The sequence below is a fragment of the Actinoplanes ianthinogenes genome (assembly GCF_018324205.1).
Lineage (GTDB): Bacteria > Actinomycetota > Actinomycetes > Mycobacteriales > Micromonosporaceae > Actinoplanes > Actinoplanes ianthinogenes.
Map to the genome: position 1 here is coordinate 4135119 of NZ_AP023356.1, position 12572 is coordinate 4147690.

The 12572-nt window shown below is 71.6% G+C and carries 13 protein-coding genes; all 13 read left to right on the forward strand.

All coding sequences use genetic code 11. From position 1 onward, the window contains the following. Positions 1-118: 118 nt before the first annotated feature. The 13 genes from fliD to Aiant_RS18620 all read left to right on the forward strand — a co-directional run bounded on the left by fliD (position 119) and on the right by Aiant_RS18620 (position 12518). Positions 119-1567, forward strand: coding sequence for a flagellar filament capping protein FliD (gene fliD, locus Aiant_RS18560; protein ID WP_245006659.1), 1449 nt, complete (start codon positions 119-121; stop codon positions 1565-1567). Between the two features lie 49 nt (positions 1568-1616). After that, a complete protein-coding gene (fliS, locus tag Aiant_RS18565; protein WP_189328304.1) occupies positions 1617-1997 on the forward strand; it encodes a flagellar export chaperone FliS in 381 nt (126 codons plus the stop codon). Positions 1998-2005: 8 nt separating this feature from the next. Next, complete coding sequence (locus tag Aiant_RS18570; RefSeq protein ID WP_189328303.1) at positions 2006-2326, forward strand: hypothetical protein; 321 nt, start codon at positions 2006-2008, stop codon at positions 2324-2326. A 181-nt stretch (positions 2327-2507) separates the two neighbouring features. Further along, positions 2508-2855 (forward strand): flagellar basal body rod protein FlgB, encoded by a 348-nt coding sequence (flgB, locus tag Aiant_RS18575; protein WP_189328302.1) that lies wholly within the window; start codon positions 2508-2510, stop codon positions 2853-2855. A 2-nt stretch (positions 2856-2857) separates the two neighbouring features. After that, positions 2858-3250, forward strand: coding sequence for a flagellar basal body rod protein FlgC (locus tag Aiant_RS18580; protein WP_189328301.1), 393 nt, complete (start codon positions 2858-2860; stop codon positions 3248-3250). Between the two features lie 68 nt (positions 3251-3318). Beyond that, positions 3319-3597: a flagellar hook-basal body complex protein FliE gene (gene fliE, locus Aiant_RS18585; RefSeq protein ID WP_483396399.1), complete on the forward strand. Its 279-nt coding sequence runs from the start codon at positions 3319-3321 to the stop codon at positions 3595-3597. 1 nt (position 3598) lies between these two features. Further along, entirely contained in the window at positions 3599-5221 is a 1623-nt protein-coding gene (gene fliF / locus Aiant_RS18590) for a flagellar basal-body MS-ring/collar protein FliF (RefSeq protein ID WP_189328299.1), read from the forward strand. A 42-nt stretch (positions 5222-5263) separates the two neighbouring features. Beyond that, entirely contained in the window at positions 5264-6289 is a 1026-nt protein-coding gene (gene fliG, locus Aiant_RS18595; protein WP_189328298.1) for a flagellar motor switch protein FliG, read from the forward strand. After that, complete coding sequence (locus tag Aiant_RS18600; RefSeq protein ID WP_189328297.1) at positions 6273-6941, forward strand: FliH/SctL family protein; 669 nt, start codon at positions 6273-6275, stop codon at positions 6939-6941. Before fliG ends, Aiant_RS18600 begins: the two co-directional genes overlap by 17 nt. After that, positions 6938-8245, forward strand: coding sequence for a FliI/YscN family ATPase (locus Aiant_RS18605; RefSeq protein ID WP_189328296.1), 1308 nt, complete (start codon positions 6938-6940; stop codon positions 8243-8245). The genes Aiant_RS18600 and Aiant_RS18605 overlap by 4 nt, the downstream gene beginning before the upstream one ends. Before the next feature lie 797 nt (positions 8246-9042). Continuing rightward, positions 9043-9507, forward strand: a complete 465-nt coding sequence (locus Aiant_RS18610; RefSeq protein WP_189328295.1) for a flagellar export protein FliJ — start codon at positions 9043-9045, stop codon at positions 9505-9507. Positions 9508-9541: 34 nt separating this feature from the next. After that, the gene (locus tag Aiant_RS18615) at positions 9542-10528 is read left to right on the forward strand and encodes a transglycosylase SLT domain-containing protein (RefSeq protein WP_189328294.1); all 987 of its coding nucleotides are present in this window, start codon (positions 9542-9544) and stop codon (positions 10526-10528) included. A gap of 46 nt (positions 10529-10574) precedes the next feature. Continuing rightward, entirely contained in the window at positions 10575-12518 is a 1944-nt protein-coding gene (locus Aiant_RS18620) for a flagellar hook-length control protein FliK (RefSeq protein WP_189328293.1), read from the forward strand. The last annotated feature ends 54 nt before the right edge of the window (positions 12519-12572 follow it).

Genomic DNA, 12572 nt, shown 5'->3' on the forward strand with positions numbered 1-12572 from the left:
CGACGGATCGCAACTGAATCCGTCGCGCAGACGACCGAACAGACGGGGGTAGCCGGCTCGCCCGCCGGCTACCCCCGCTCCACTCCCGCCCCCGCCCCCGCAGCAGGAAGGCACTCCCGTGACCAGCTCCGTCGACGGCCTCGTCAGTGGAATGAGCACCTCCTCCGTGATCAGCCAGCTGATGCAGGTGGAGGCCGCCCCTCAGACCAAGCTCAAGACCAAGGTCCAGAACGCGCAGACCGCGGTGGCCTCCTACCAGTCGGTCAACGCCAACCTCAAGGCGGTCAAGTCGGCCGCGGACGCGATGACCCAGCTCAGCACCTGGCGGGCCACCAAGGCCACGTCCAGTTCGTCCTCGGTCACCGCCACCACGACCACCGGGCTGGTCAACACCGCGGGCCGGGTCACCTTCGACGTGAAGAGTGTCGCCTCCGCGCAGAGCACCACGATCAAGCTGGCGACCAACACCGTCTCGGTCCAGGACGGCAAGACCGTGAAGACGCCGGTCGACACCGGCGCCTCGGTCACCGTCTCCATGGGCAAGTACGACGAGAACGGCAACTTCACGCCGGCGAACCCGCCCAAGTCGGTCACCCTGGACCTGACCGACGGCAGCTCACCGGACAAGATCGCTGGGAAGCTCAACTCGGCCGGTCTGGACGTCCGGGCCTACGTGGTGAACACCTCGGACACCGAGGGCGTACTCCAGTTCACCGGCACCAAGACCGGCGAGGACTACGGCTTCCAGGTGACCGGCCTGGAGAACCTGGGTATCGACGCGAACGGCAACACCGGCGCGAGCCCGGCCACCACGTACTCGAAGAGCGCGTCGCTGCAGGTCGGCTCCGGTGACACCGCCTACACGATCAAGAGCGACACGAACACCTTCACCGGCCTGATCCCCGGCGTGACGATCAACGTCACCAAGGAGGAGACCGGTGTCACGGTCAACGCCACCAACGACGTCGCCGGCATCGCGAACAAGATGCAGGCGGTGGTCGACTCGATCAACGCGGCGCTCGGCGAGATCAAGAACCAGACCGCGTACGACCCTGCGACCAGAAAAGCGTCGCCGCTGACCGGTGACTTCATGGTCCGCGAGATGACCCAGACGGTGCTCGGCAAGATCAGCACCGGGCTGACCTACGACAACCCGGCGTACAACAAGAACCTGCCCGAGGACGCGACGACCAACCCGAAGACGAAGACCTTCGGCTCGCTCAGCCAGTTCGGCATCTCGCTCAGCCGGGACGGCCAGCTCAGCTTCGACGCGAACGCGTTCACCTCGGCGTACAACGCCAACCCCAGCACGATCCAGGAAGCCGCGATCGGGTTCGCGCAGAACTTCAAGGCTCTCGCCGACAAGCAGTCGACCAGCGTCACCGCGGTGATCACCGGCCGGAAGAACGAGATCGACTCGATCAACGACCAGATCAGCAACTGGGACACCCGGCTGGCCACCCGCCGCGAGGCGTTGCAGCGGCAGTACGCCGCCATGGAGACCGCGCTCGGCAACATGAAGAACCAGTCGACCTGGCTGGCCGGGCAGATCTCCAGCCTCGGCTGATCGCCTGCCGCCACTCGCCCGCCAGCCACCCGCCTGACTAAGGGATTCGATGACTGCTCCGGCCCCGCACCTCCGTGACCGCTACCTCCAGGACTCGATCAACACCGCGTCGCCGGCGAAGCTCCTGGTGATGCTCTACGACCGCATGATCCTCGACCTGAACCAGGGCGAGGAGGCGCTCCGTGCCGACGACCGGGCGCTGGCCAACGACAAGATCGCCCACGCCCAGGAGATCCTCATCGAGCTGCGGACCACGCTGCACGTCGATGAGTGGGAGGGCGCGCCCGGCCTGGCCAACCTGTACGGCTACATCCTCACCGAGCTGATCGGCGCGACCATCGCCCGCGATCCGGACCGGGTGGCCACCTGCCGCAAACTGCTCGAACCGCTGCGCGACGCGTGGCGCGAGGCTGCCGTGGCAGCGGGCTGAGCACGGTCATGACCGGGGACTGGCGAGGCGCCTGGACGACGGCGCTCGACGAGCTGGAGATGGACGTCGCGGCGGTCGAGGCGATGCTCGCCGACGAGCACCGGCACGCCGAGACGCCGCCGGCCGACATCTGGCGGCCGCCGACCGAGCTGGGCGCGCTGCCGCTGGAGCTCAAGCCGCGGGCCGACGAGATCCTCACCCGGCAGCTGGCGGTGGCGCAGGAACTCGCCCGGCGGCTCACCGCCAACCGGCAGCAGAGCGCGATGACCTCCCGGATCGAGACCGGTGAGGCGGTCAAGCGCCCCGTTTACCTCGACCGCGCCATGTGAACCACCGCGAACGTCCCGGATCCCCGGCAGGGGGTCCGGGACGTTTTCGTGTGCAACCTCGCAGCAACCGTCTGACACTAAGCGGATCGCCGGACTCGCCGAACTGCATGGTACGAGCACGGATTGCTCACCAGCCCGCCAAGGATCGGCAACCGGAACGCTTCGATCAGGGAGCTACCAGGTGTTCGACGACCTTTCCACCAACGCGCTGCGCGTGGCCGTCTCCGGACTGTCGGCGCGGCAGACCGCCATCGCCAACAACATCGCGAACGTCGAGACCCCGGGCTTCCGTGCCCGTAAGGTCAAGTTCGAGGAGGCGCTTCAGGGCGCCGTCGCGCGCGGCCAGTCGCCGCTCGGCATCACCCCGAGCGTCCAGGAGTCGCTGGAGCCGACCCGGCTCAACGGCAACAACGTCAACCTCGACGAGGAGACGCTGTCGCACATCGACACCACGATGCGCTACCAGCTCACCCTCCGGGCCATCGACGGCAAGTACGGATTGCTGCGCGACGCCATCAAGGGAGCCTGACGATGAGCATCTTCAACGCCATCGGGGTCGCGGGAACCGGCGTCACGGTCTACCGCAAGTGGCTCGACGCGGTCTCCGACAACATCGCGAACATGAACAACACCAGCCGTACCTCCGAGAACGCGTTCCAGGCCCGCTACGTGCAGGCCCGCGCCGCGCAGGACGGCAACGGCGCCGAGGTGGCCGGGGTGCAGCTCGGCAACGCCGAGGGCATCCTGGCCTACGAACCGGACAACCCGCTCGCCGACTCCGAGGGGTACGTCCGCCGGCCGGACATCGACATGGGTAGCCAGATGGCTCAGATGATCATGGCGCAGCGCTCCTACCAGGCCAACCTCTCGGTGGTCGACCGGGCCCGGGACGCGTACACCGCCGCCATCAACCTCGGGAAGTGATCATGACTTCGGCGATCAATCCGATCGGCGGGCTCTCCGGCTTCAGCGGAATCTCCGGAATTTCGGGTATGTCAGGGATCTCCGACAACCTGGATCTCGACGAGGCCGCCAAGACCGCCAGCCCCAACACCGACTTCGCCCGCATGTTGTCCAAGGGCCTGGAGAGCGTCCAGGCCTCCCAGACCAAGGCGAGCGATCTCGCCGTCCAGGTGGCCAACGGGCAGTTGCAGGACCCCGCCCAGTACACGATGGCCGCCACCGAGGCGTCGCTCGGCCTCCAGATGACGCTGGCCGTCCGCAACAAGGCCGTCGAGGCGTTCCAAGAGATCATGAGGATGCAGGCCTGAGATGACTGACCGCCTTCCCGCTCCGGTACGCCGCATAACGGACACCTTCAAGTCCTTCACGCCGGGACAGAAGGCTGTCACGATCTTCGCCGTCATCGCCATCGTCGTCGGCGGATACTTCTTCGCGACGTGGGCGGCCAAGCCGTCGTACGCGATCCTCTTCAACAACCTCTCGACGAAGGACGCGAGCGCCATCGTCGAGTCCTTGCAGAAGTCCAACACCTCATATGAGCTGGCGAACGACGGCCAGACCATCATGGTGCCGCGCGACCAGGTGAACTCCCTGCGCCTGCAACTCTCCGGCGAGGGCCTGCCCAACGACGAGGGCACCGGTTACTCGTTGCTGGACCAGCAGGGCATCACCACCAGCGACTTCATGCAGCACGCGAACTACCAGCGGGCACTCGAGGGTGAGCTCGCCAAGACCATCAAGTCGATCGACGGCGTCGAGGCGGCCACCGTGCACCTGGTGATGCCGCAGAAGGACGTCTTCGCCGACAGCAACGCCAAGACCACCGCCTCGGTGCTGGTCGCCTCCAAGGCCACCAGGCCGCTGACCTCCGACCAGGTGCAGTCGATCGTGCACCTGGTCGCCTCCAGCGTCGAGGGCCTGGACCCCACCCAGGTCACGGTCGCCGGCGCGGACGGCAAGATCCTCTCCACCGGCGGCGGGGCGTCGATCGCCACCGGCGGGGACAGCGGCTCCGAGGCGCAGACCGTCGAGTTCCAGAACCGGATGAACTCCTCGTTGCAGACCATGCTGGACCGGCTGGTCGGACCCGGGCACTCGGTCGTGACCACCACCGCCGACCTGGACTTCGACCAGACCGAGACGCGGAGCAAGACGTACAGCTCGGACCCGTCGCTGCCGTCGCTCTCGGAGACCAGCAGCTCGGAGACGTACAGCGGGAGCGGCGTCGGCAACGGCGGCGTGCTCGGCCCGGACAACATCCAGGTCCCGAACGGCGCCGGCTCGAACGGTCAGTACGCCAACAAGAACGAGGCCCGGCAGAACGCCCTCAACGAGGTGCAGGAGGTCCGCCGGAAGGCGCCCGGCAGCATCCGCCGGCTGAACGTCGCGGTCCTGCTGGACAGCACCACCGCCGCCTCGGTCGACCCGACCCAGGTGCAGCAGCTGGTCAGCTCGGCGGCCGGGATCGACGCCACCCGTGGTGACACCGTCGCGGTCAGCGCCATGCCGTTCGACACCTCGGCCCAGCAGGCGGCCCAGAACGAGCTCGCCGCGGCGGCCGCCGCGGACAAGCAGAACAAGCAGATGACCCTGGTCAAGACCGGCGCCCTCGCCTTCGTGGTGCTGGCCCTGATCTTCCTGGCCTGGCGGGCCAGCCGGCGGGCCAAGCGCCGCCAGCAGCTCACCGCGGAGGAGAAGGCGCACCTGGAGGAGATGCAGGCCGCGCTGGACGCCCAGCGGCAGGCCGAACTGGAGGCCACGCAGGCGATGAGCGCCGCCGCCATGATCGAGGGCGGCGTGCCGATGGAGGTGCACGACGAGGCCCGCGAGGAGCGGCATCGCGAGATCGAGCAGATGGTCCAGGAGAAGCCGGACGAAATGGCCACTCTCCTGCGAGGCTGGATGTCGGCAGACGCGACCACGCACCGCTGAGCGGCCGGCGCGACCACCACGCACCACCAGGAGGAGCAGGAGTTGACCACACCCGCGCTCACCACGCTCTCCATGACGGGCGTACGCAAAGCGGCGATAATGCTGATCCAGTTCGGCAAGGAACAATCCGCGCAGGTGCTGGCGAACATGACCGAGAAGGAGGTCGAGGCGCTCTCCGCCGAGGTGGCGCGGCTGGGCAAACTCGACCCCGTTCAGGTCGACGACGTGATGGACGAGTTCTATGCCATGGCGACCACCCGGTTCGCCGGGTCGGGTGGCATGGACTACGCCCGTGAGCTGCTGGAGGCGTCGCTCGGCAAGGAGCGGGCGGCGCTGATCCTGGACCGGCTCGAAGCGTCGATGAACGACATCCCGTTCAACTTCCTCAGCCACGCCGACCCCCGGCAGTTGCTCTCCTACGTGCAGTACGAGCACCCGCAGACCATTGCGCTGGTGCTGGCCCACATCCCGGCCGGGCTCGCTTCGTCGATCCTGGCCGGTCTGCCGCTGGAGGTGCAGACCGAGGTCGCGCACCGGATCGCGATCATGGACCGCACCTCGCCGGACATCATCCGGCAGGTGGAGAGCGCGTTGCAGCGCAAGCTCTCCAGCGTGCTCCAGCCGGACGAGCTCTCCACGGTCGGCGGCCTCGCGCCGCTGGTCGAGATCATCAACCGCGCCGACCGGACCACCGAGCGGCTCATCCTGGAAGCCCTGGAGGCACGCAGCCCGGAGCTGGCCGAGGAGATCCGGCGCAGGATGTTCATGTTCGAGGACATCGTGAACCTGGAGGATCGGGCGGTGCAGCTGATCCTGCGCCAGGTGGAGCCGGCAGACTTGGCCACCGCCCTCAAGGGTGTGCCGGAGACGGTCCGCGACAAGGTCACCAAGAACCTCTCCGAGCGTGGCCGGGAGAACCTGCTGGAGGAGATGGACCTGCTCGGCCCGGTCAAGGTCAAGATGGTCGAGGAGTCGCAGGCGAAGATCGTCGGCGTCATCCGCACCCTGGAGGACTCCGGCCAGATCGAGATCCAGCGCGGCGGCGATGTCGATGAGCTCATCGCCTGACCGGCCGGTGCTGCGCGGCGCGACCGCCCGGCAGGCGGCCGCCGCTCAGTTCGCCACCGACCTGCGCCTGCCCGAGCCGAACGATCCGAAGGTCCTCGAGGAGGAGCGGATGGCGGCCCGGACCACCGGCTACGCCGAGGGCTGGGCGCAGGGCAAACGCGACGCCGTGGCGGCCGCCGAGGAGGCCGCCGCCCGGGCGCGGGCCGCCGAGGAGCACCACGAGCACCGCCGGTCGGCCGCCCTGGCGCACGCCGTCAACGCGCTCGGCCGGGCCGTCACCGAGCTGGAGAACCAGCTCATGCCCACATTCACCGAGTTGCAGGAACTGGTGCTGGCCAGCGCGTTCGAGCTGGCCGAGGCGGTGATCGGGCGCACCCTGCACGACGACCCGGAGCGTGGGCAGGACGCGCTGCGCCGGGCGATGACCGCCGCGCCGGAACACGGCGACGTGGTGCTCCGCCTGCACCCCGAGGACTACGCGAACCTGGTCGGCGACGCCGACGGCGTCTTCGACTACCAGGGCCGCCGGATCAACCTGCACGCCGATCCCAGCCTGCGCCCCGGCGACGCGATCGCCGAGACCGGCACCGCGACCGTCGACGCGACCATCGCGGCGGCGGTCGCGCGCGCCCGGGAGGCCCTGCGGATATGACCGACGTCTTCCAGCACCGCATGCGGGCCGCCGTCGCGGCCGCCCGCCCCAGCGTCTCCGGCCGGGTCACCGGCGCGGTCGGCCTGCGGGTCACGGTCAGCGGGCTGGAGGCCAAGGTCGGCGAACTGCTCCAGATCGGCACCGGCGCGGACGCGGTGCTCGCCGAGGTCGCGGCTCTCGACGGGCAGCAGCTCAACTGCCTGCCGCTGGGCCCGATCGCCGGGATCGGCGCCGGCACCCCGGCGATGAGCACCGGCGGCCCGCTGCGCATCTCGGTCGGCCCGGACCTGCGCGGACGCATCCTGGACGGGCTCGGCCGGCCGATGGACGGCGGGCCACCACTGCGCGGCGAGCTGGTCGGCATCGAGCAGGCGCCACCCTCGGCGATGGAGCGCCAGCTGGTCGACAAGCCGATGTCGCTGGGCGTACGGGTGCTGGACACCCTGGTCCCGTGCGGCCGCGGCCAGCGCATCGGCATCTTCGCCGGATCCGGCGTCGGCAAGTCCACCCTGATGAGCATGATCACCCGCGGCACCTCGGCCGAGCTGAACGTGGTCGCCCTGGTCGGCGAGCGCGGCCGCGAGGTGCGCGAGTTCATCGAGCACGACCTGGGCCCGGAGGGCCTGGCCCGCTCGGTGGTGGTGATCGCCACCTCGGACACGCCGCCGCTGGTGCGGCTCCGGGCCGGTTCGGTCGCCACCCGGATCGCCGAGTACTACCGCGACGAGGGCGCCGACGTCCTGCTGATGATGGACAGCGTGACCCGGGCCGCGATGGCCCAGCGCGAGGTCGGCCTCTCGGTCGGCGAGCCGCCCGCCACCCGCGGTTACCCCCCGTCGGTCTTCGCCATGCTGGCCAGCCTGCTGGAACGCGCCGGTCCGGGCGCCCGCGGCAGCATCACCGGCCTCTACACCGTGCTGGTCGAGGGCGACGACCACAACGAGCCGATCGCCGACGCGGCCCGCTCGATCCTGGACGGCCACATCGTGCTGGACCGCAAACTCGCCACCGCCGGCCACTTCCCCAGCATCCAGGCCCTCGACTCGATCTCCCGGGTAGCCAACAAGATCACGTCCCGCGAACAACGCGCCGACGCCACCGAACTACGCCGCCTGATGGCCGCCCACCGCGACGTCCGCGAACTGGTCGAAATCGGCGCCTACGTCCCCGGCACCAACCCGGAGGCCGACCGCGCCAACGCCGCCTGGCCGCGCATCAGCGCCTTCCTCCGCCAGGACATCGACGAACGCATCACCGCCGACGACGCCTGGGCCCAGCTCCGGGCCCTGCTCGCCACCACCTGACCACTTCCGGACAAACCACCCTCGCTGCCGCGACGCCCGCCGACCACTTTCCGGATCATTCTCCGGTACGACTCGAAGCCCCGTGGCAATCGGCTCGCAAGGCCGCGATCGGTCCGGACCGCAGCGCGTGTCGTGCGGGTCCGCTGCCCCTCCCGGCTGGTCCTCACCGCCCTATCCGACGCCCCGATAGGGCCCTGAACACCAGCCCGACCACCCCGAGCTGGCCCTCACCGCCCCACCCAACACCCCAATAGGGCCCTGAACACCAGCCCAACCGCCCAAGCTGGCCCTCACCGCCCCACCCAACACCCCCATAGGGCCCTGAACACCAGCCCAACCCCCCGAGCTGGCCCTCACCGCCCTATCCGAGACCCCGATAGGGCCCTGAACACCAGCCGGACCCCGAGCTGGAGCTCACGGCCCCACCCGACGGCTCGATCGGGCCCTGGAGACCAGCCCGAGTTGCGGGGCTGGACCTCATGGCCCTATCGGGCGCCCTGATAGGGCCGTGGAGACCAGCCGGAGGGCGGGGGCGCGGCAGGGTCTGGAGTGGGTGCGGTCTCGCGTGGGGTGTGGACGGGACTGGGGTTGCCAGGCGGGCGAGACACTCAGTGCGTACCGAAAATGGGGTTGAAATGGGCATCTCGTGCGGCGCGGGGCGGACCGGGGGCGAAGGCGGACGCCGCGACCGGGCCGGGGTCGAAACCTGGTGCGGGTTGGGTGCAGGGGCTCAGCGACCGGCGCGGGTGTGCCGAAGCGGTCAAGTGAGGGCCCCACCGCCCGGCTAGGAGGCCAGCATGAACCGCCTGTTCCGACTCACTCCGGTGCTCCGCGCGCGGAAGGCGCAGGAGGACGCCGCCCGTGGCGAGCTGATTCAGTCCCGTGCCGAGGTTCGGGAGGCGCAGGCCCTGGTGAAGCGCCGGCAGCTCGACCTCGTCGGAGCGGACGCGCCGTCCGAGGGTTCGGCCCGGGCGATGGTCGCGGCCCTGGTGGCGCGGCAGTCGCTGGCCGCCGGGGTGTTCGGCGCGCAGCGGATGGTCACCGACGCCGAGGAGCTCGAGCGGGAGAAGCTGGCCGCCCTGACCGACGCGGCGAAGCGCCGGCGGGCCGTGGAGATGCTGTCCGAGCGGCACGCCGCCATGGTCAAGGCGCACGACCTGCGCACCGACCAGGCGAACCTGGACGAACTGGCGGTCACCGCGAAGGCCCGGAACGCGGCCAGCGGCGCGGCACCGGCCGGGGAGACCGGGGGCGACGCGTGAGCCGGCGGGATCGTAGCGGAGCGGAGGGAACGGCATGAGCCTCGGTGTATCCGGTGTCATGGGGCGCATCGCGGAGTTGCAGGAGCAGCTCGGCCTGACCCCGCCGCCGGCCGCCCTCGACGCGGCCGGGAAGTCCGGTGACAAGTTCGCGTCCGCGCTGGCCCGGGCGACCGGCGCCGGTCAGGGTACCGGCGCGGCGACCGGCCCGTCCGGCGGCGACGTGGTGGCGGCGGCGAAGAAGTACCTGGGTACGCCCTACGTCTTCGGCGGCACCGACCCGAAGAAGGGTCTGGACTGCTCCGGCCTGGTCCAGCAGGTCTACGAGGATCTGGGCGTCAAGCTGCCGCGCAACTCGTGGCAGCAGGCGACCGCGGGCCGGCCGGTGGCGAGCCTGGCCGACGCGAAGCCGGGTGACGTGCTGGCGTTCGACTCGCCGGTCGACCACGTGGCGATCTACCTCGGTGACAACAAGATGATCGCCGCGCCGAAGCCGGGCGACCACGTGAAGATCCAGTCGGTCTACGAGAAGCCGACCCACATCCGCCGGATCCTCGACGACGTGCCGGCCGCGGCGGTGCAGGACATGTCGTCGCTGCGCCCGGCCGGGCTGCGCGGGTCGGCGGCCGGTGGGCTGGCCGGGGTGCCGTACGCGGACCTGTTCCTCAAGGCCGGCGCCAAGCACGACGTCTCCCCGAAGCTGCTGGCCGCGGTCGCGAAGGTGGAGTCCGGGTACGACCCGAAAGCGGTCAGCCCGGCCGGGGCGCGCGGCATGATGCAACTGATGCCGGGCACCGCGCGCGGGCTCGGGGTGGACGACCCGTTCGATCCGGAGCAGGCCGTGGACGGGGCCGCGCGGATGCTGAAGGGCCTGCTCAAGGAGTTCAAGTCGGTGCCGCTGGCGCTGGCCGCGTACAACGCGGGCGGCGGGGCGGTGCACCGGTACGGCGGCATCCCGCCGTTCAGCGAGACCCAGGCGTATGTGCCGAAGGTGCAGAAGGCGCTGGCCGCGCTCGGCGGCTGATCTTTCCCACGGTTGTGCAAACGGAGCAGTGAGGAGTCCCATCGCCATGCCGAGTTCCGTGACCGGACCTGAGCACCGGCCCGTTACCGAGGCCACCCGCAGGCCGGGGGCGCGGCGCGACGAGGGGGCGGACTTCGGGTCGGCGCTCTCCGCCGAGCTGAGCCGTTCCGACCGGGACGAGAACGAGCAGCAGACCGGACGGGCCGCCACGGACCGGGCCACCACGGAGCGGGCCGGGACGGACCGCGCCCTGGCGGCCCGGATCGCGACGGACCGGCGAGCCGCCGACCGGGCCGCTTCCGAGCGAGCCTCGGCCGACCGTGCTTCCCAGCGGACGGCGGACCGGCGCGCCGCCACCGATCGGACCGCTGACCAGCGGGCCGAAGCCGATCGCGCCGCCCAGCGGACCGCCGAGCAGCGGTCCGCGAGCCGGGAGGCGGCCGACCGGACGTCGGCGGATCGCGCGGCCGCCCGAGCGGCGGACCGAGCGGCGGACCGTGCGTCCGCTCGTCGCGCCGCCGCCGACCGGGCGGCGGCTGACCGCGCCTCGGAGAACCGCACCGACCCGGTCGGCGACGACACCGCCGGGGTCCAGGACCGGGAGACCGCCGCAGACCGGCCGGCCGACGCGGAGCCGACGCAGCCGCACGGCCCGGACCGCACCGCCCACCGCACCCGGACCAAGACCGAAAACGCCGCGGAATCCACGGCCACGAGCACCGGGACCAGCGCCGAGCCGGCCACGGCCACGGAACCCGCCGACGGCACGGAGAAGACCGTGCCGGACACCACCGGCCAGCCCGCCGCGACCGTGACCGCGACCGCGATGCCGCTGGTCAGCCCGGTCGCCCCGGCCACGGGCGCGGCCCCGGCAACGGAACCGGCCGAGGTGACCGCGGAGCCCACCGGCAAGACCGCCGTCGCCGCCGCGGAAGCGGCCGCACCCACCGCCGCGGGCCCGAAGGCGGCGGCGCCCGCCGAGACGCCCACCGCCGCGCAGCCGGCCGCGGGCAGCCCGGCGACCGGAACCGCTCAGGCGGCACCCGGCACTCCCGGGACCGGCCCGGCGACCGGCGCCACGCCGACCGGCGGCCCGGCCCAGCAACCCGCGACCACCCCGGCCACGGCACCTGCCGCCGCCGCCACGGCCCGCCCGGCGTGGGCGAACCCGGCCACCACCGGGACCGACCCCGCGGTGACCGCCGAGGCCGGCACCGCCGGCACGCCCACCGACCCGGCCGCCACCCCGGCGCCGCCGGCCGAGGCGCCCGTCGCCGGCACCACGACACCGGACCCCGGCGCCGGCACGGGCGCGGGCGCCGGCGGTGACTCCGCGAGCGGCTCCGGGCAGCCGGGGGCGGACGCGTTCCGTACCCCGGAGAACAGCACGCAGACCGCGACCGGACCGGCCGCCGCGCCCACCGCGGTCCCGGCGGCGGCGCAGCCCGCCGACGCCGGCCTGCCGCCCGCCGCGGCCCTGCCCGGGGTGACCGGCCCGCAGGCCGCCGCCCCGGCGGCACCCACCGCCCCGGCCACCCCGGCACCACCGCCGAGCACCCCGCTGCCGGTGCCGACGGCCGAGCAGATCGCCCTGCGGATCGCTCCGCTGCGGCTGGACGCGGACGGTGTGCACCGGCTCACCGTGCAGCTGCACCCGGTCGACCTGGGCCCGGTCCAGGTGGTCGCGGAGATCCGCAACGGCGACATCAACGTGCAGCTCACCGGCGGTACCGAGGCCGGCACCGAGGCGATCCGCAACGCGCTCGACGACCTGCGCCGGGACCTCCAGGACGCCGGGTTCGGCAACTGTTCGCTGGACCTGCGCCAGGGCGGCCAGCAGGACCAGGCCCGGCAGCGGTTCGAGGCGGCCGGCGGGTTCGGCCGGCGGCCCGCCGGTGACAGCGGCGAGACCACCGAGCTGCCGGCCGAGCCGGCCCCGGTGACCACCCGGCGGGTCACCCCGGCCGGGCGCTTCGACACGCACGCCTGATCGACGACGATCGGCGCCGGCCCATGCGGGCCGGCGCCGATTTCGGTGTACGCA